Genomic DNA, 19178 nt, shown 5'->3' on the forward strand with positions numbered 1-19178 from the left:
GATCAAAACTATCTTCGATAAATGATCAGCAAATCCATCCAACCAGTCATAGAACCAGCCCATCGTCTTCGAAATCGATTCTGGAAGCGGACGCCCTATTCCTTTATTGGCAAACCATGCATATCCAGCGCCTTCAGCGATCGGAGCGCGCAGAGCCACATAGCGAACCCCTTTGGGAAGATAGCTAGCCAAGGTGATGATCTCGGTCTCGGTCGATCCCCGTCCATGTAATAAAATGACTAACGGTGCCTTAGGATCATCAGAGCCAGCTGAAACAATAGTTGGCACCTCAAAACTTTCCATATTGACCCTCTTCTTTCAAATTAGTACATCAACAAAAACAATTTCTCAAATCACCAACATGACAATTGCGCTGGTCTATTCCAAGAATTTCAAACCCACCAGCGTAAAAAAATCTAACACCCTTATTGAAAGGATCAAAAGACATACAAATCAATAGGAATAAACTAATTTTATTTACCGCCTTGATGTTTAAAGTTCAAACAACTATTTTGAACCTAACGATTCGAAATTACAAAAAAAACAATACCCCAGCTACAACAATATTGAGAAAAAAAAACCTCAGCCAAGCAACATCTTTTTGATCGCGAAATAAACTAAACATCCATAAAAAAAATAATTAAAAAAATAAGCCCCAAAGGTAACCGATGATACTTCTCCAACGGATTACTACTTAAGTAAAATTTTCTATCTGTTGGCAATTAATTTCGATAATTCGTATCTATCTTCAAAACAAAATGATAAAATAAATTTTAATGTACCCATTTACGTACCCATTTAATCTAAAAAAAATATTCTCCGGTCTGAGCTTTGCAATAGCATCAACAGTCATTCTTACGGGATGTGCCCAAGCTTCATCAACTTCTACTTCCACATCTAGCCAAACGCCTAAAACCTCAGAGACTACCAACGCCAATCAAAGCGGTTCGACTTCAGCCGCTACAAGCACGACACTACCGTCTCTAAATCGTCTAACCAGTCTCACAAATTACAGCTATACCATGACCGTAGGGACTGGGAGTGCATCCTTGACAATGACGGGCCAAATCCACAGTCAAAGTAATTTTGAAATATCTTTAGGGACAACTCACACATACCTAATCAATAGCCAGGCCTATGAAGTGCTCGGCAATCTCGCATCACAAAAAATCACCCTAAATCCGACGTATTTTCAACAACAAGGGATAATTGCTGCAGCTAACACATTCTTCGACCTCACAAAGGCGTCCGGGGTGAAGGTTGAACCATCAGGAAGTTGCACTATCGCCGGTTTAAAAGGCACGCTCTACAAAGAGACAACTCCGTCCAATGCGGGTATCTTCAAAATCGCCCAAGTAGGTTGCGTTGCGAATTCTGGCGGAGCCCTCTTGAGCTTCAACCAGGGCGACTCTGGTTCCGCAGCTCCAGGAGGAGGCGGACAAAAGTACTTCTTTGAAGTTACAGGAGTCAACAATGTTTCTAAATTTGTGACTCCTTAGCCGTGACCTTAAAATCAGATTTTGCAAATTCAAAAGAACTAACAATCCGAGAAACCCGTTTTATGTGAAGCTTCCCTAGAGAGCCCAGAGGTTCCAAAAAACCGGGACAGCAGTAAGGCTCTTTGGCAACTTGCCACAAAAGCCAAATACCCTACACGTTTCGGAATCACTCACCTCAATAAGATCAGGAGCCGATTGTGCTCCAAATCCGCCCACTAACGATCGTGACCTTTGACAGTTCAAAGTCACAGGTTCTAACAACGTTCACCGACGCTGAGAGCACAATATCTCCATGGCCTAGCTCCAAATCAAAGTGCATCCTAAAAGCCCACGAGAAAACCTGAATTATTGAAGTAAAAATCCAAAGTCTTTATGGAGCGAAATCAGGCCGGACATGCCCTGGGATCCCAGGGCTGGGGCTTTTGGGATACATTAACTTGAGTTGCACCAGTAATGCTAGCTATCGTCGTTGAAGGCGACGATGCGGAAGTTGATGAAGTAGCAGTTGTACTACTCGATGGCTGGTTCTTTGTGGAAGACGGTGTTACAGGAGCAACCGCAACTGCGATCTGGTCTCCAGCCAACAGTTCCAGCGGAGTCGAATATCCGGTCGATGGAACTTGGCCCATTATGACCTCGCCTGTCAAAGTTGCCTTGAGAGCTTCCGCCTTTGCCAAATTGCCAGGCGTATAGTAAATCACCGATTCAACGGGATTTGCATTAGGAGGGATTGCCCGCGCCTTAGATACGTTGAAGCCCAATCCGGCAAGGCCACTTGAAATAGTCGAACCAACGCCCGCAGAGTTGGATCCATTTACCACCGTAACATTAACAGTCGATAGAGTAATCTTCGGCTGAGCTAAACCGATCAAATTCTTCAACATAGTTGTGTCTGCTGGCTCCTGTGGCAGGACGATCGATGCGTAATTGGTGCCATCAAAGACATATCCAGAGGCCGGACCAAAGGCAACCGGAAGAGTGCCTGTTGGCGTTGCGGCTGGGTTCGCGTGACGATAAGTAAGTATCAGCGAAAGCATCTCTGATTCAGTAAATTGGCTATCTATAGTTAAATATGGAAGCACATTTTTCAAAAGTGATAGATCTTTAACTGGATTAGTAATCCCCGAAGCCTTCACCTGAGAAGCCAGAACCTGAAGAAATATATGATCCCGTCGAGTCCTAGACAGATCTCCCAATCCATCGTATCCCCAAGTCCCATTGGGCAATTGATATTGTAAATGGCGTGCACGCACTACCTCAAGTGCTTGAAAGCCATTCAAGGTAATGCATCCGGGCTTTGTTATGTTCAAACCCGAATACGCATCCTTGACCGGCATAGGAAAATACATCTTGATTCCGCCAAGGGCATTGACTATTCCTTGAAAGGAATCAAAATTCAACTCAACATAGTGCTGGATCGGAATACCTAAGTCGTATTCGATTGTCTTAACCAATTGGTTCGGGTTCTCAGCGGTGCCGGTAGCTTTAGTGGGATTTAGCGCAGCATCAACACGCTGCAGCTTCTTCGTCCCTGGGATTGGCATAAAAAGATCTCTAGGTATCGAGACCAGAGTGACGTTCTTGGTTTTCGGATCAAAATGTGCAATCATGGTCACATCCGCACGACCACCGCCAACCTGAGACGAAGAGCCAAAAGCAGCGACCTCAGATGGACTCAAGCCAGTTCTAGTGTTGTTACCGATGAGCAGGATATTTAACGGTTGTCCCGCAACTTGAACATGCTCTGACGAAACACTAACCTTCTTGACTTTCGAGAAAAGATACTGCCCGTATACAAACGAGCCCAGCGCACCAAGCAAAATCACCAAGACCAAAAATCCAACAATGAACGCAGATCTTCGAAGCCGTTTGGCTCTCGTGGTTCTTATCTTCTTAGAGCTGGAAGGGTAGACACGCCTATTAGCGCCACCTAGATCCGCCAACTACGTGCTCCTCCTAAGACGCTCACCAACAAAGGGTACCGATGAACTCTAACAATTCAAACAATCATAACCGACTGTGGAATAAATAATGGCGGACATAACTCTCGTACGAGATAATCCCTGATGAGCGGTATATTTGTAGGGGGTGTCGCCTGCGGACAATATTCAGATCGCACGTTTTGCTATCTAATTGTCAGCAGCCAATTATAGGTTTGTGGACAAAACTATAAAATCCAAAGATCTAGACGATCTTGACCCTCATCTTCCATGGTTATCTAACGCAAAGGAATTATCCCTAAAAGTCCTCAAACAAACGATAATCAAATGAACCTTGGAGCAACATTGAACCACCCCACGGATATACGGGTGATTCCTGGCTCAGGCTGCTTGAATGCCCAGCGGACACTCAGCTCTTATGCCATCAATACCAGCCGCATTCAAACCAGCCCAGACGACTGTCATGGCCGCAGAATTCTTGTCCCTTGAATTTCCTAACCCACAAACATAACAGGAATAGGTTCGTTGGGACAATGCTAAGCGAGTGCTTGGTTCTCGCAGTGCAGCTGAAGCAACCGATAGTCGTCTACCTTGGATGGAGGGGTTGTGGGCCTGAAGCGTGCTTCTAATTCATATAAACACCGGTCTGCTCTTGGCTACGCTATCCGGTCTGCTCTTGGCTACGCTATCCGGTCTGCTCTTGGCTACGCTATCCGGTCTGCTCTTGGCTACGCTATCCGGTCTGCTCTTGGCTACGCTATGACAGCATCATCTTTCTTCTTAGCCATGGTTGTCTTAGTGAGAGATTTTGGTTCTAACTCTTCCATGGCGGCCTGGTCGTGGTTCATCACAAATAACTTGGCGTAGTTACATGATTCAACTTGTCGTTTTTGTGCGACGCTGCGATAAGTCTTGGCGGCATATTTTTCTTGGCGCATCGGTGGCCCTTAGAAGTTGATCGTCCACTCTGGGTTTACGTCGAGCCATCTTGCGTTGATAGCGAGAAAGAGGGATCTGGGAGGTTTTTGGTCTTTCAGGATGAGGAAAGTCGTAGGTGTCATCTGTTATGGTAGCAATCTCATTTACTACCCAATCAATCCCTATGATCGCTCCGTTCTTGGGGAGTGGCTCGTGTTTCACTTAGATGACGAAGCTCACTCACCAATCACCAACTCCGTCTTGAAAAGTTCCTTAGAAAAGACGGCTCAGATAAAAAAGGACGCGACCAGACCGGGTGGACGATATTGCCTCCAGCCAGATGTAACTGTAAGAGGTTATGCCTATTTGTTGTTGATCTGGTGATCGGGTTTGTCCTGTTCCTTTTGTTCTGTTCTTTGAGGGGTATCCACTCCTTGTGCGGTTGAAAGCCTTTGACCTGGCTTGTCCGAAGTCTCAAATGGTCTGTTGCCGGGTAACTGAGGAAGCATTTGGCAAACACTCATTTTCGCATCGCCAATGGGTGGGGTCTTTACACAATTTTGCCGGCCCACACTAATCTTGTTCTCAGGAGTAGATGTGCTAAAGGCTGCTTTGGACTCTTGAACACAGCGGCTCCAGACCCATCGGGCACTGTCTCATTCAGCACTGTCTCGTTAGGCACTTTCTCATTCAGCACTGTCTCGTTAGGCTTGCAGTCTTGACCCAGCATCTTTAGAAATAGGCAATCGGTAGTTGTACCAGATGGCGGAAGAGCCAAGTTTGCGTGATAACACTTCGGTGTATAGCTTGCTCATATGGAGATCAAACCCAATAACAACCCAATAACAAAAAATTGTCTAGCGCTGTATTTATCATGTTCTAAGTACGACAGATCAATTACCGACGATGATCTAAAGTAAGGCACTCATCGAGCCTTAGCTCGAGGAAATCATTACTCAGCTTTGCATCACGAAGGGGCCAAAGAAGGGGCCAAAGAAGGGGCCAAAGTGGACTTTAGACCATGGCCAATCAACTCCATCTCCTCGTTAGTGTCGATCCCCAGTTGTGGAATATTCACTATGGCATCGATCCTCTCGTCAAAGTAGATCAAAGCTTGGTCGTCTCTGAGGCTGCGCATTGAGTTGCTAAGTCTTGGCCACAGCCTCGCTAGACCTGTAGCTAAGACTTAGTCTTCGTCACTAGGAGTCTTCGTCACCCCGCTAGAAATCATCAAGCAGTAGGTGGCTAATCAGCGCAATGTTTGAGCACAGTTGTAGGCGCTTCGCCCCGGTGGGACGCTATATCCCCAGGGCTAAAACCAGGGGCATTCCGCCAAATGCCACATTCTGGTAAATACCGAAAAACCTCGGCGGGCTACCAAGCAATCCCCCGGTTCTTACATCACTATCGTCAAAGTCATTTAATCAAAATCTTGCGCTCTGCAGCAAGGGCTAGACAACTAGAGCTCCGAACTAGGATGCCAACCTTTATGAAGCAAAGATGCTGAAAACTTCCAGATCTAGGCGATACGAACGTACAAGTTGGGTTATCAAACACGGGGGCTTCGATCAAATGCAATGCCAAACATGCAACATCAAAGCTGCGAATCTAAATGCGCAAATATACGCCTGAAAACAATCAGTATCTCCAGCTCACTAAGGATAAAGTTACCACTTAAAAATCAGGATACTTCGACCATTTTATTGGTGTTAGCGTCAAGATAACATGGCACCATGGGCCAAAAGCGGTGCTCAAATTCCTCAACCTAACCCTGCTAAATATTTCAGCCGCAGAAATCTAAATCAAAATTAATAAGAATACTTTGAAGCGTTCACCTCTGACGAAAGTCAAACACTCACACTCGTTACCTCGTTACCATGAAGGTCAATTACAATTTGCATCGACCACCAAGGAATGTGTAGCCCAAGAGACATTTGAAAGAACCTATGATTTTACGATAATTTCGCAATTCATTTATTGTAATGAATAAAAATAACTTACCAATTGCCTCACGTAACATTAATTCCAGATAACCAGCCTCCCAATTCGCTAAACGAAAAGCTTTTTACTTTTTACCCTTTCGACTATCTAAATACGACCCACCCGAATCCATATCACTCGAATAGATCGTTGGCTCATAGACCCTGCTGGGGTACCTATCAATTCTTCCTCAGAAAATCCAGGCACTCAATAACAATGTCATACTGCCCGAAAAGTTGTTGACCTCCAACCGAAATCAAAGACCGTAAAATCAGCGCCACACAACACAACATCACCTATCAGAGCAGAGTCAAGGGTTCCAAATGGTTCGTCAATTATAGATTGACAAATAGAATCTGTCAATCTATAATTGACGGTATGATGAAAAAAATCGACGACCATGTAGCCGAGCAGATACGTGAATCAATCACAGAAGCCATAAACAGCGCAATTCGAGACAAAACTAGAGAGGATGAAGTTATTTCGGAGTTAGTAATCGCAGCAACTCAGGTCGGCTTAGACCACTCTCAAGAACTTCTATCCCAAGCGGTATTGGCAGCTCGCCACGCAGGCGTTAGCTGGAGTGAGATTGGAGATCAGCTAGGCGTCACCAAACAGGCTGCTCAGCAACGTTATAGGGTTACGAAGACACCGGTAGTAGGTGCAACCCAACGACTACTAAAGCCAGTTACCGCCTTAAATGAGATGGCCAAATTAGCCGATGCTGGCGCTCACGGGTGGCACTCGATTAGCTACGGTTGGCTATATCACCTTCTTGAAAAATCCGACCAGCAATGGGAGCACCATCGTGACGGATTCCCAATTCCAGGAAATCGAAAGCGACTGGAGGCCCATGGATGGACGTGGATTGGAACAACATATCCATGGCAATACTTCAAACGGCCACTAGATACGCCGGCTTTCAAGGAGAGCCTCTAACAACCAATGCCAAAAGGCCCAATCTGTCGCTTAGCATTGGACTCAAAGCGATATCGTTTTAGGATCTGACAGAAAATAAATAAATCGCTATAGCTAAGCTCTGAAACTTTAGACCTCCAACAAAATAGCATTCGATCATTTAGGCCAGGCAACCAAGCCAAAATATTCGAAAAATATCGCTCGAATTCACACGGCACGTCAATCGCATAAAAGTTAAACATTTATGAGAAAATACTTATTATCAACACGATATAAACGATGGTTTTGATCTACCCCTGGCCTATCGCCAAAGGAATTTCAATAAAATATTAACGATATTCAAAATAAACAACAAGTTATATGTTCGCACCTTGACGATATGGCTCATTTTTAAATGGGCATCTTCCGCCTTCTATTTGTTGGCATATTGACGTCACCAATCTGCCAACTTCCAAGTTTCGGCTGTTGCGATATATGCTCCCGTTCAATTCGAAGGTACCTTAGGTTGTAGGCGATTCTTTGTTTGAAAAGATTATGAATTTGCAGCCTTGCGAAACAATGGCCTACGAATTATGATATTTCGAACAATTAGAAACTCTTTTATCAATTTCAAGTAATTGATCCTAAATTGATGTACTATTAGAGTCAATGAAATCGATTTTCAACATCGTCGATGTTGAACTTAATTCGATCCGAAGGCGATGCATCCTATGAGTACTTCCCCCTTAGCCCCTAATGGCTCTTCTTCTCCTGTTAATTTTTGGAAGGTTCGAGGATTAAACAGACAAACAAGACGATTACCACACCGTCACGCCAAACTCACCGCACTGGGTGTGAGCATCTTGGGTTTCGCAGTCTTCACGGCCTCAACTAGTAGCCCCGCATTTGCTGCGACCGCTCTCAACCTTGGCTCGGCTACGTCGTATGCGGTCGTGGCGGGTTCGACGATTACCAATACCGGGTCATCGGTCATAAGTGGAGATATTGGACTATCTCCAGGCACATCAATAACCGGTTTTCCACCCGGTACCGACACAGGTACAACCAACGCCAATAACTCAGCATCGCTAGCTGCACAGACTGCTGCGACAGCCGCATACGGCATTGCAGCAAGCCAAAGCGCGACAACCGTAGCAGCCGGAACTTTAGGTGGAGTGACATTTACGCCAGGGGCATATAACAACTCGACTCTGAACCTAACAGGGACAATAACCCTAAACGCTGGCAATAACCCCAACGCCGTATTTATCTTTCAAAGTGGCTCAACCCTTACGACAGCTTCATCCAGTAATGTAGTGTTAGAAAATGGAGCACAGGCATGTAACGTCTTTTGGCAAGTTGGTAGTTCCGCGACCCTCGGTACAACTACGAATTTCGCAGGAACCATATTGGCACTGACTTCAGTGACCCTAAATACCGGGGCAACCGTCAACGGGCGCATTTTCGCCCAAACCGGAGGGGTAACCCTCGAATCCAATTCAATCACGATACCGACTTGCTCCACGGCTCCTACGACGACCACAACTTCGAGCACCACAACTTCGAGCACCACCTCTACAGTTGCTGCTAGTACTACAACTACACCCGCTACCGTTACAACAACTACACCCGCTACCGCTACAACAATTACTCCAATTGCCGCGCACGCATCCGGGGTTATTCCTGTAGGTGCACCTGCTACCGGAAAAGGTGGAACTGCAGGTAACAGTCCTATGCAATTGGGAATCATCGGCTTCGGCGCAATCATCATCGCCCTAGGTGCGGCGGGGTTTGCCTTGCGGTCCCGTCATCAACATGGCTAAACAAAGTAGATCGGCCCATCGGATATCTCAAAACAAAAACTCATTTCGTCAATGGATCTGGTGGGGCATTGCCACAGTTGCCATGACAATTGGTGTCGTTTCCCTCGTTGGCACTTTGCCTACGAGGGATCCAATCAAAGTGGTAATTGCCAAGGCGGTCGCACCACGACCGCAAAGAGTGGCCTCTAAATTTGCGACCATTCCGAGCGCTCGACCGGTCCAACTCACAATCCCGGCAATTGGCATTAACACCTATGTCGGGACGCTAGGACTACAGGCCAATCACCAAGTCATGGTGCCTACAAACTCCCATACGGTAGGGTGGTTTATTTACGGTCCTACACCAGGGCAGATTGGGTCATCAGTTATTCTTGGCCATGTAGACTCCTACCTCGGACCTGGTATTTTTTTCAATTTGAAATCTCTTGTTGCCGGAGACACAATCACACTGGTGCTAGCCGATGGTACTGTAACAAACTTTGAAGTTACCAAAGTCGTCCAGTATGCAAAAGCGTCATTCCCCGATCAATTGGTCTATGGTTCAAACGGCACGCGCTCACTTCAGCTAGTTACCTGCGGTGGAACCTTCGATCATGCTACGGGAAGTTACGAATCCAACATCGTAGTATTCAGTCAACTCGTGAGTGCTTCTTTGCCAAAGCTGTAGGAAACTACAATATTCAACTCGAATGAATTGCCACAAAGCAAGGTCACGAATCGGATCTCGACAAAATAACTGACAAAAACTAGGTAAAGCCAATCAAATGCCATTTGATCAAAATTGTCGATTTGCTTGAGATTGTCCACAATAAGAGACTTGAGACACAAGACTACCGCCACCTGATCAAACTCATCAGGGCCGATTAAATCTGGTGCTTCCAATGATTAATACTTTTAGGAAGTGCTCCCGGATGATATTGACCACAGAGACAACGGCAGATGTACCGGCCGTGTTGGTAAGGCTGTGTTGCTGAAGGGGTAACCCTAGTCGGGTAGCCTCCATTATCAAAAAGTGCATAACCAAGAATTAAGACGCCGAAGATCCAAGAGAGCGATGTCTTTCGCCGGGTAGAACGACGCGCACCTTTGGCCGGTATCTTGATTGGCTCCACCCTGGGTATTGGACAGTATCCGAAAATGTACGCAAATGCAACTGCTTCCTTTGATAGTTCCAATCCACACAGTGCCGTAACTCGGATAATCGAAGCTATTAGCGATAGTCACACTGACGCCTTGGTCCGACTGACAGACTCCAAACGCGCTCATCAATTGACAGGAAGATCTTCCCCTCGCCCTGAGGAGCTCCGGAAGGTTCTCCATAACTCCTTGATCGATGTTCTTTCATTGGCCACATGGAGTCTTGCAACCGCGCCACGACTCCCAGCGCCGGACACCGAAATAGTGAAGTGGGTAAGAACCGGGCCAACGGTTGAAGTGGTTCGGGAGCCTCACTTGGTCACCGCAAATACTTTCCTGTTCGGACTTTCCAGTTCAGATGCGCTCAGCATGGATGGGTCCCCGTCAAGCTTGATGACTCCGACCCTGCCACTACGGGCGGGTAACCTATAACTCGTATAGAGTCATGAACGCCATGTGATCCACCTGAAGTGCGAGAAGATCGAGCGGAGTGGAAATGAGACAAGCGTTCATAATCCGAAAGTGGCACGTATGGAGAACCAAATCATTGCAAAGGTCCCAGGGTCGCAAGGAGCCCCCATTTCGCTGACACCATAGCCACTTTGTGTGGCTTGTCGGGTTTTCCAGCTAGTCCGCAGGGTTAAAACATGCCCTGACCTGGTAGGCCCGGTGGGATGCGAACCCACAACCAAGGGATTATGAGGTGTTCACAAAGTGTCCGAACTGGAAGTCAATATGTCCGAGTACGTCTCATTTTTGCAGCTCATCGAGGCGTTTCGGCAAGGGCGGTGAGACAACCTCGGACTGGGTCGGACGTTCTCGGACACAATTGTTGGGTGAAAAGTTGGGTGAAGCGTACATAGAGATCCCCCTAAGCATTGGCTGACCGTGTTGATCTCATTGTTCGTACCCGAACACTACCAACGTGTTCTTCGGTGCCAATGGATCGCCTGACCATTGCTGTCCTGGTTGCGAAGAGCAAAACACCAAGATTAAAGTGCGGTTCTGACGGGGTAACGACAATCGGTTTCGCTAAGTGCCAACATTACCTGGGGACAGAAGCCGCATCGGGTCCCTTGGTAGAGTAAGGCAACCTACTGGATCTTTTCACTATCCAGACAGACCGCACTCTCAAGCGTTAACATCTATCTCAATACCCGACGAGACTTCTCGTAGATGCTATCAGCGGGGGTCATCAATGAAGTTTGCCATTATCCGGGGGCTATTAGTAGCGTTCGCCGGGAGCGGCACTGCTCTTGCGTCACCGGCGACTGTAGCTTCTAGTTCGAATCCTTAGGCCATCTTCGCTCCAGTTAGGGAGGGTTCTGGTAACACCTACTCCACCCTCACCTAACTTTGACTCACTCACTGCAAGCAATACAGCTCTTCGTGCCAACGGCTTTCCCGAAAGGCCAGCTGGCGCTCCTTCGGGTTGGTTTATCGGGGCGGCCTCGCAAACGAAATGGGTATACCTACGGCTCACTCCCCGATATAGCCACCAGCTGGCGTCACCGTTACATCAAAGCGCTAGCCCATCTTTCCGAAAATCAACCTATTCTCCCAGCTAGTTGAGTATGTGGTCTTACGTTGGGACACTACAAATGCGTCGCAATGGTCTTTATCCGTTTAAGGGGATCACTAACTCCTAAGAGACGGTAGATCTCTTTGTGAACCGGCTCAGGAACACCACTAGTGCGGATGTGATAGACGACGCCTTTATCTGATGTAAGAACTATGGTGGCTCGGCGGTGACTGTTAAGTTGCTCTTGGATGGTTGACCATCTTCTCTTATCGTTATTTTGCCTCAAGGTCAGCTCAATGGCACTAAGGAGGTGATAGGCAAGTACTGAGATGAAGAGGTGAGCAGCAGTTCGGCTAGCTAGTTGATGATAGACCGGTCGAAGTCCAAGATCACTCTTGAGGGATCTAAAGGCATCTTCTACTTTAGTGAGAGTCGTATAGATATTCCAGATCTCACCTGCATCTAGCTCGCTATGGCTGGTGTCTATGACGTAGGCTCCTTGGAGATTATCATCTTTGGCTTTAGTGGGTTTTTCTGTAATAGTAAGATTGATTACTTTGTCAAAGCGTCTCTTTTTGATGATCTTGCCATGGTCTTGATGATATTCAAGGGATATCTCGTATTTGGAAGCAATACTTGGGTACTTGGCCTTGATGCGTCCGATACGCTCTGAGACAACTGTGGTCTTAGATATAGAACCCTTTGTGATTGAGGTATTCAACGAAGTGATATCTACTAAGAATCTCTCGTTAGCTTGACTAGAGATCGCTGATTCCTTCTTGGATCTCCCCAAAGAACGACACAACACCACGGTTGTGGTGTTGTTGTTGGTGGAAGAGGAGGAGATGGAGGAGGAGATGGAGGAGGAGATGGAGGTGGAGGAGATGGAGGTGGCGTTAGTATCAGTGTCGGTGCTGTCGCTGATATTGTTGCCGGTGGCACCATTACGGATATAGTCGTCAGTGTCGGTGCTGCTGTCGCTCTTGATGATTTTGGTGTCGGTGCTGCTGTCGCCCTTGCTGCTGCTGTCGCCGTTGCTGCTGTCGCCGGTATTCTTGCTGGTGGCACCATTACTGCTATTGTCGTCAGTGCCGGTGCTGTTGCTGATATTGCTGCCGGTATTCTTGCTGGTGGCACCATTACTGTTATTGTCGTCAGTGCCGGTGTCTTCAATGAGTCGAGCAAACTTTAGAGGTAAATCTACTCATCTACTTTGGCGGCAATGCTTTCGCTAGCCGTTCAGCTATTTGCCAGATCCTATCTTTCGAGAGCGCTTCAATTTCGGCCATCTTCCGAGACAACGCATTCGGTCCAGACACGAAGGCGCCCCTGACTGAAAAAGGCTTGGCGAACCATCCCCATTCAGCGTCCGTAAAGCAAAGAGCCCCATTAACAGCTATTTCATCAGAGTCAAGCGCAGACCTGACCGCTTTCAACTGCCATTCAAGACCATCTGCAAGCTTGGTCTTATCCCGGCCATCAACGAATAGGTGAATATAGGTACTAAAAAATCCTCCTACGTCACGTTGTTGGACCAAACCCGAGTAGTTTTTTGCATCGATGACCCACACTCCAGACGGTGCAATCGCGATATGGTCGATATTGGCCCGACTCTTTGGAACCTTGCGGTCATTTAGTAGGATGACCCTATCTCCAAGGTTTTCAACCAAGACAGACGCTAATTTTTGCTCACCTATCGAACCCTTTTTCCAAGCGATCGTGGACTGGGGGTCATCGCTCAAGAACTTAACGATTCCAGCAAACATCCCAAATTTCGCCTCAATTTGAGCTTCGCGTCTTTCGTGACGCCTTTGGTACTCTTCCATTGCAGACTTCCCGGCCACACCAGTTTCGATAAAAGGTAGTGCTGGTGCGATAGAAATGCCACTGCTCTCATAAAGCTTCTCGACGGGAGGGCTCGCAATCCCACCCTCGAAGCATCTCACGCACAACACCTTGCGCGCCTCCACATCCCACCAAGCTCTATCGCCAACAGCGAGCTGAACTCCACAAAGCGCGCAACAATCGGCGCGACGAAGCGATAGCTGTTTCAAGGCCAATTGCTCCAATCATTCGATCGGATGAACTACTGTCACAATTTGCAGATGTCGCTCCAGAGTATCTGGTAGCAAAAGACAAATTACAAAAAAGACTCCGAGTTAATATTTACGTTATAAGTCATCGGTAAAACCTTTCAATTAATTAAGGGTTGATTAGAGCCCAAATATCAATTCAAAAGTTGGCAGCGCTCATACCGTCGAAGCTGTAAATGCCTTACCACTTCGCCACTGAAGGGCTTTGCCACCCAGCTACACTGCTCTCTAAAGCGCTGATTAGGCTGCGTCGTTATGACCCAGTTGAAAACGTGTTTTCAATCGTTTACTATCAGGGTACCCAAATCTGAGCAGCTGATCAAATCGATATCGAAGTGCAGTAGCTGGATGAAATAAGAAGTAAAGAATCATACTTATCAAGTTTCGTAAGCAAGAGCCATTTTGGAGTCAGATTCGCGGAGTAGCGGATGTGGAGACGCAAACACACATGTATTGAGAAGTCGCTCTACCGAGGACATTTCAAAGTGCCTTGGGTTGAATCGGTATGCAAATTCCTCGAGGCATAAGTTGCTTATGTTCCTCACGTCCGTGGTATGTTCCGTCGATAAATTTCTTGCAGTTCCCTATCAGGATGTTGAGCCATTTGAATGTTACATGTGCTTGTTCGTCTTTGGATAGAGTGAACCAGTGCGCTAGTCCAAGGTCTTTCAGCACATACCCCGTAACTTGGGTTACCATTACTTATCAGCTTGGTATTAGAATCTCAACGTCTCACAAAAACATCTTTGGGTGATTTAGCAGTGGTATCTTTGATTACTTCCATGAAGCAATGAGTAGGAGCACCATTGCTAATCGACACTCCAATTAGAACATTGGTTTGTTTTGTTCCCTTTCCTCTTCTGCCTTCGCCATGGCTCTCACCATCTAAAAAGAACTCATCTACTCAGGCGTTTTCTCCAAGTTTGTATAAACCATCTCGGTCAGCCATTACGCTCAGCCATTACGCTCAGCCATTACGCTCAGCTATTACGCTCAGCCATTGCCTTAGGTAGCTTATTTAGCATCAACCAGCCAGTCGAATAAGATACTTGAACGAATTTAGCAGGGGCTCTGATGGCTAGGGGGTAGTAGCCGAAAGACCACGCTTGTCGTTGGACAATAGATAGATAGCGGAGAACCACTTGGATAAAGAGATATGGCTTCGATGGAAGATGGTTCTGGAGGTAACGCTAGTTTGACGGTGAAAAGATTTACATTGAAAAAGTGGAGCTCGAGATGCTGCATTTCTTGAAATGATTTGGCCTTACTAAAGTAAATTGATCGAAGTTACACTTTGAGCATCTAAATCCCTCATAGCAATAGCAATTTGATCAAATGATCTTCACATGCTTCCTCTGAAGCGAAGCGTACCATAAAGCCTGAGATATCCACCATGCCACCTTAGTAGAACATCTGTTCTACTAAGGATTAGCTCCAATCTGGTCTCGGTGAAGGCGAAACTTACGAAACTTGATAAGTATGTAAAGAATTGCCTTCGATTGTAGATTTGGACGCAAAGGGCAAATCGTCTGTAAACCGAGGGGTTTTGGATAACGGCTGCATTTACTAGACGTGTCTTAAGGACTATAGAACAGCTAATCCGCGACCCCTAGATACTAAATAACTTTCAATTTTCACGCCCTCCAAAGTATGTCCATTGGCACCGCGGCAACGCGATCACCAAAAAAAGCTGAATTAGAGCCTGTGTGAAGGATGGAACCTGCAACAAACCTACTTCCGAGTTTTTCACGCAGGAAGCTAAGGCCCTTTGCATCCTTGACCGTTGGGTTTGAATTGGACTTAACTTCTACTCCTACCACCCGTCCGTCAGGTGTCTCTAGTACAAGATCGACCTCACCGACGTATTGGTCTCGGAAGTGTGTCAACCTAGCCGTCTCATTGCTCCAAGTCGATTGACGTCTGATTTCACCGGCGACAAAGGTCTCAAGCAAGCCGCCGGCTAGATTCGGATTGGCATCTAAAGAGGCACCCTTAGATGAAACATTCATAAGTCGCGCAGCCAAGCCTGCATCGAGAAGTGAAACCTTTGGACGAGATACAACGCGCTTTGAAAGGTTGGTTGTCCACGCCGGTATGTTCTGCGTCAGATATAAGGTCTGTAGCAACTCTAGATAAGGAGTCAGGGTACGTTGAGGAATGTTGGTGTCGCGAGCCAAGTCGGCAACGTTCAACTCTCCGCTACTTCTTGCAGTCAACATTCTCGGGATCACTGGCAGCTCCGTGATACGTTGAAGGTTCGAGATATCCTCAGCCTCCCTGCGAAGTATTGCATTAGCATAGTTATAAAACCAAAGGTCACGACGCCTTCCCGGAGCACGATTCAAGACCTCGGGATGTCCCCCGCAACAGCTAGTTAGAGATAGTCATTTCGGCTCAGATCACTTGTATGGTTTATGAATCTTTCACCGGACAAAGCCCGATCGATGAACTTCTCCCTATGCCCTATGAGCTCACCCTGACTTAGGCCGAACAACTCGATAATCTCAGTCCAACCAGCAAGACTATCTTCGATAGTGGGTAATGTGAGGAGATTGGCCGATCCAGTCAAAAGAAAGCTACCCAGACGATTATCGCCATCGACTACGAACTTTAGCGCTAAAACTAATTCAGGGACACGTTGTACTTCATCAATAGCCAAAAGACGACCTGGGTCGGAGTTGAGGCACCCAACTGGATCCTCACGGACGCCGTTCGCCGCAACTGGATCGTCAAATGAAACTAACCGTCCGTCCTTAGAATCGACAATCTCTCTAATGAATATCGTCTTGCCCACCTTCCTGGCGCCCTGTATAACAACAACTCTGGTATCGCCAAGGGCCTCTAATACCCGACTCTTGGCATTTCTAGCGATTCGCACCATGTTTTGATTTTAGAAAATACTCCCCGATTTGCTGTACTTACTTCGTCAACTTACCGTCGTCGGTCGTCTCGAACATCGAGGTTGGGGGCTTTACCGACTAGCAGCCGTTCCCATCCCAGAACGGGGTGAATACCAAAAAGCCGTTTCGGGGTCTAACGGATTAGAAGTTATTTCTGGGGAATCTGCGCTTGACCTTTGGAACCTAGCGCACGTTAAATCTATAACGTAGGAGTAATAGCGCTCTCCTAACACTCATGTGGTTCACCAAGACTCCATAACTGGCAAGTAACCCCTACGTGATTATTAGATTTACGTCTTGAAAGACGATGTGAACCTTCTCACGATACGCGACACGACGCTCCCTATTCCGAAGGAGAATGCAGAGCTTTCAATTGCATTCAAAAGAGGTAAAGTCTCGTGGGAAGTAAGGACATCGAAACCCAGTGGAACTGAATGGGATGTTCTCTGACACATTTTTGGGTGGATTGTTGAGTGGACAATTCGGTTATTTCCCGGAGAAGGAAAGCGCAAACGCCAGAAAAGATGAAGGTACCGCCCAAACAGCTTCTCCCTCTGTTGCGTCGAGAATATCCCTAGTCGCTAGGATTCCGGTACCAATAGCCGAATTGCGCAAGCCGAGGGCCTCCTGTCTCCACGAATCTGAGACGTATTTGCCCTCGATCGGTGTCATACGTGTCCCCAAATCCGCACACTTACCTACAAAATCAACCTCACTGCTAGCGTTTCGATAATGAGTGATCCAGTCCCCGGAACGAACCGAGCCAGGGCGCACTCTCTCATTCCACTGCAGAAGGGCGACGCCAAGCTGTTGCTCGTTCAAGCGGGTGACGTCGACTTGGCTTCGACCGTTGACGAGCTGTGGCAGTTTGGCTACGAGCGGATCAAGAAAATAGAGCTTTCCCTGCTTGCGAAGATCCGCGTTACCGCTGTTATCAGCTCTCGGGTTTCTCCAGACGAGAAATGCACTCGCGAGAGCATCGATACGCTTCATTAGAGTCTCTCGAGCCACCCCGACCTCTTCGGCGAAGCCACTTATGGCAGTGGGACTCGACAATCGGACCCCGATACCATTGATCACCGCACCTAGGATGACCTCGTTCATTCCACTGGTGATTGCGTCACCTCTCACTACATCCCACAAGGCCTGCCACGTTGGCACCGCCACCTGATTAGTCCGACGCCATTCACCGACAGCCTTGGGGTACCCACCAACCTCAAGGTATGTCTGCCAAGCGGCTACCAAGTCATCGGTATACGGAGCGAGCGCCATCCAAGTTTCACGAGCCCGAGCAGACATCAACCCATCTGCACGAAGTCCCGCAACGGATGGCAAGTCAATTGACAAGCTATGACAGAACTCCCCAAAATTCATTGGCAGTAGGCACCTGTCGGGGTCGTCTACGGGACCTCTGCGACCTGCAAAAGCTTTAATTGCCTCGTCGAGATCTTGGTTCGTTGAACCGGTGAGTACGACACAATCATCACCGAAATGGGTGTTATCTCTGAGGTTCTTCACCACCGACCACCACTGCCCGCGGCAGGCCGTGACCTCATCGATAAACCAGTACCTCGGCCCATCACCCACAGAACTCGTTAAAACTCTCACCACATATTCGTACAGCGTCCCGAGCCGATTGGCCTGCCACCCATCCACGGTCACACGTATGATCTGCAGCGGATTTACCCCCTGGGCAAGAAGCGCCTGAATAGATCGCTTTACTAGCACAGTTTTGCCAACTCGTCGGGGACCGTAGAGCATATAGAGGCCTCCGGACCGTATGTTCGCCAAAGACAAGGGATAGTAGTCAATCTGAGATCCGGCGGCCTCGAGCATATCTCGGTCAGTCGCTGCCCAATGAGGACTTCGCCACCAGGGACTATCTCGACGTACCGCCTCAGCAACCTGTCCCTCATTTACAACCATAAAAAAACTATAGCTTAAACCCCAGCGTTTTTGTAAAGAGCGTCTATAAAAACCCCAGGGTTTTTGTAAAGAGTGCCTACAAAAACCCCAGGGCGTTGTAGGCACAATCGTCCACGGTAAAGCGAAGTTCTATATAACCTTCAGCCAATCGAACTCCGAAGCGAGCCGCCTCTGGATTGTTCGACGCGGTATTGGGGGAACCCCATAATTGCAAACAAGCGTGCGCTGTATCTTTAAGCGTTGCGCTTTAGAAGGAGAAGAGTACCGGCTCGTCCTTCCAAGTTAATCCTTCGCACTACCGGGCCTTTGGTGAGCATTCTGTGATTGGTACTGCAAGACATCCGATGGTTCATCGAACCTTGGATCGGTTTTGCGAGGTTTTTTGAAACTTCCATGGGATGCTTGCTACGAGTGATGCCTAGGAACACGCCGATGTTGCGTTTTCAACGCCCGTATTACTAACTATCCACTGATAACTCATTACTGAATAGCAACTTGCCGTAGGCCCACCGGGACTCGAACCCGGGACCAAGGAATTATGAG

Annotated in this window: 17 protein-coding genes and 1 pseudogene; 7 read left to right on the forward strand and 11 right to left on the reverse strand. The window is 47.4% G+C overall.

All coding sequences use genetic code 11. From position 1 onward, the window contains the following. On the reverse strand, positions 1–303 hold a 303-nt coding region (locus ACIDITHRIX25_RS75860), incomplete at its 3' end, for an alpha/beta hydrolase (protein ID WP_213333432.1). A gap of 473 nt (positions 304–776) precedes the next feature. On the opposite strand from ACIDITHRIX25_RS75860, the gene ACIDITHRIX25_RS75865 reads away from it, so the two are divergent. Continuing rightward, positions 777–1499: a hypothetical protein gene (locus tag ACIDITHRIX25_RS75865; protein WP_201732975.1), complete on the forward strand. Its 723-nt coding sequence runs from the start codon at positions 777–779 to the stop codon at positions 1497–1499. Between the two features lie 383 nt (positions 1500–1882). Here the strand turns inward: ACIDITHRIX25_RS75865 and ACIDITHRIX25_RS75870 are convergent, their stop codons facing one another. The 3 genes from ACIDITHRIX25_RS75870 to ACIDITHRIX25_RS75880 form a co-directional block, all read right to left on the reverse strand. Beyond that, a complete protein-coding gene (locus ACIDITHRIX25_RS75870) occupies positions 1883–3442 on the reverse strand; it encodes an LCP family protein (protein WP_201732976.1) in 1560 nt (519 codons plus the stop codon). Between the two features lie 749 nt (positions 3443–4191). Next, positions 4192–4377 (reverse strand): hypothetical protein, encoded by a 186-nt coding sequence (locus tag ACIDITHRIX25_RS75875; protein ID WP_201732977.1) that lies wholly within the window; start codon positions 4375–4377, stop codon positions 4192–4194. Positions 4378–5324: 947 nt separating this feature from the next. Beyond that, entirely contained in the window at positions 5325–5495 is a 171-nt protein-coding gene (locus ACIDITHRIX25_RS75880; protein ID WP_201732015.1) for a hypothetical protein, read from the reverse strand. Between the two features lie 1220 nt (positions 5496–6715). On the opposite strand from ACIDITHRIX25_RS75880, the gene ACIDITHRIX25_RS75885 reads away from it, so the two are divergent. The 4 genes from ACIDITHRIX25_RS75885 to ACIDITHRIX25_RS75900 all read left to right on the forward strand — a co-directional run bounded on the left by ACIDITHRIX25_RS75885 (position 6716) and on the right by ACIDITHRIX25_RS75900 (position 10626). After that, on the forward strand, positions 6716–7276 hold the full coding sequence (locus ACIDITHRIX25_RS75885; RefSeq protein ID WP_201732978.1) for a hypothetical protein: 561 nt from the start codon (positions 6716–6718) through the stop codon (positions 7274–7276). Between the two features lie 689 nt (positions 7277–7965). Continuing rightward, a complete protein-coding gene (locus ACIDITHRIX25_RS75890; protein ID WP_201732979.1) occupies positions 7966–9057 on the forward strand; it encodes an ice-binding family protein in 1092 nt (363 codons plus the stop codon). Continuing rightward, positions 9026–9724, forward strand: coding sequence for a class F sortase (locus ACIDITHRIX25_RS75895; RefSeq protein WP_201732980.1), 699 nt, complete (start codon positions 9026–9028; stop codon positions 9722–9724). The genes ACIDITHRIX25_RS75890 and ACIDITHRIX25_RS75895 overlap by 32 nt, the downstream gene beginning before the upstream one ends. Positions 9725–10194: 470 nt before the next feature. Next, on the forward strand, positions 10195–10626 hold the full coding sequence (locus ACIDITHRIX25_RS75900; RefSeq protein ID WP_201732981.1) for a hypothetical protein: 432 nt from the start codon (positions 10195–10197) through the stop codon (positions 10624–10626). A gap of 829 nt (positions 10627–11455) precedes the next feature. On the opposite strand, the gene ACIDITHRIX25_RS75905 is transcribed toward ACIDITHRIX25_RS75900, so the two are convergent. Beyond that, positions 11456–11677, reverse strand: coding sequence for a hypothetical protein (locus ACIDITHRIX25_RS75905; RefSeq protein ID WP_152626202.1), 222 nt, complete (start codon positions 11675–11677; stop codon positions 11456–11458). A 112-nt stretch (positions 11678–11789) separates the two neighbouring features. Further along, complete coding sequence (locus tag ACIDITHRIX25_RS75910; RefSeq protein ID WP_201732982.1) at positions 11790–12521, reverse strand: IS1634 family transposase; 732 nt, start codon at positions 12519–12521, stop codon at positions 11790–11792. Between the two features lie 22 nt (positions 12522–12543). Here ACIDITHRIX25_RS75910 and ACIDITHRIX25_RS75915 point away from each other — a divergent pair, with 22 nt between their 5' ends. After that, complete coding sequence (locus tag ACIDITHRIX25_RS75915; RefSeq protein WP_283770420.1) at positions 12544–12672, forward strand: hypothetical protein; 129 nt, start codon at positions 12544–12546, stop codon at positions 12670–12672. 6 nt (positions 12673–12678) lie between these two features. Continuing rightward, on the forward strand, positions 12679–12951 hold the full coding sequence (locus ACIDITHRIX25_RS75920; protein ID WP_201732983.1) for a hypothetical protein: 273 nt from the start codon (positions 12679–12681) through the stop codon (positions 12949–12951). Here the strand turns inward: ACIDITHRIX25_RS75920 and ACIDITHRIX25_RS75925 are convergent. The 5 genes and pseudogenes from ACIDITHRIX25_RS75925 to ACIDITHRIX25_RS75945 all read right to left on the reverse strand — a co-directional run bounded on the left by ACIDITHRIX25_RS75925 (position 12925) and on the right by ACIDITHRIX25_RS75945 (position 18635). Then, entirely contained in the window at positions 12925–13662 is a 738-nt protein-coding gene (locus ACIDITHRIX25_RS75925) for a nuclease-related domain-containing protein (protein WP_201732984.1), read from the reverse strand. The two genes, ACIDITHRIX25_RS75920 and ACIDITHRIX25_RS75925, sit on opposite strands and share 27 nt — an antisense overlap. Positions 13663–14186: 524 nt before the next feature. Next, positions 14187–15201: pseudogene (locus ACIDITHRIX25_RS75930) on the reverse strand (IS1595 family transposase). Between the two features lie 242 nt (positions 15202–15443). Next, the gene (locus ACIDITHRIX25_RS75935; RefSeq protein ID WP_201732985.1) at positions 15444–16154 is read right to left on the reverse strand and encodes an ATP-binding protein; all 711 of its coding nucleotides are present in this window, start codon (positions 16152–16154) and stop codon (positions 15444–15446) included. A gap of 29 nt (positions 16155–16183) precedes the next feature. Then, positions 16184–16690, reverse strand: a complete 507-nt coding sequence (locus ACIDITHRIX25_RS75940) for an AAA family ATPase (RefSeq protein ID WP_213333434.1) — start codon at positions 16688–16690, stop codon at positions 16184–16186. Positions 16691–17195: 505 nt separating this feature from the next. Then, entirely contained in the window at positions 17196–18635 is a 1440-nt protein-coding gene (locus ACIDITHRIX25_RS75945; protein WP_201732987.1) for an ATP-binding protein, read from the reverse strand. Positions 18636–19178 lie beyond the last annotated feature (543 nt).

Source organism: Acidithrix sp. C25, from assembly GCF_904848545.2.

What these genes read in the sequence shown, in the direction of transcription:
- ACIDITHRIX25_RS75865 (WP_201732975.1), top strand. Translation starts at nt 777, where the DNA reads ATGTACCCATTTACGTACCCATTTAATCTAAAAAAAATATTCTCCGGT.
- ACIDITHRIX25_RS75875 (WP_201732977.1), bottom strand. Translation starts at nt 4,377, where the DNA reads ATGCGCCAAGAAAAATATGCCGCCAAGACTTATCGCAGCGTCGCACAA.
- ACIDITHRIX25_RS75880 (WP_201732015.1), bottom strand. Translation starts at nt 5,495, where the DNA reads ATGCGCAGCCTCAGAGACGACCAAGCTTTGATCTACTTTGACGAGAGG.
- ACIDITHRIX25_RS75885 (WP_201732978.1), top strand. Translation starts at nt 6,716, where the DNA reads ATGATGAAAAAAATCGACGACCATGTAGCCGAGCAGATACGTGAATCA.
- ACIDITHRIX25_RS75890 (WP_201732979.1), top strand. Translation starts at nt 7,966, where the DNA reads ATGAGTACTTCCCCCTTAGCCCCTAATGGCTCTTCTTCTCCTGTTAAT.
- ACIDITHRIX25_RS75900 (WP_201732981.1), top strand. Translation starts at nt 10,195, where the DNA reads ATGTACGCAAATGCAACTGCTTCCTTTGATAGTTCCAATCCACACAGT.
- ACIDITHRIX25_RS75940 (WP_213333434.1), bottom strand. Translation starts at nt 16,690, where the DNA reads ATGGTGCGAATCGCTAGAAATGCCAAGAGTCGGGTATTAGAGGCCCTT.
- ACIDITHRIX25_RS75945 (WP_201732987.1), bottom strand. Translation starts at nt 18,635, where the DNA reads ATGGTTGTAAATGAGGGACAGGTTGCTGAGGCGGTACGTCGAGATAGT.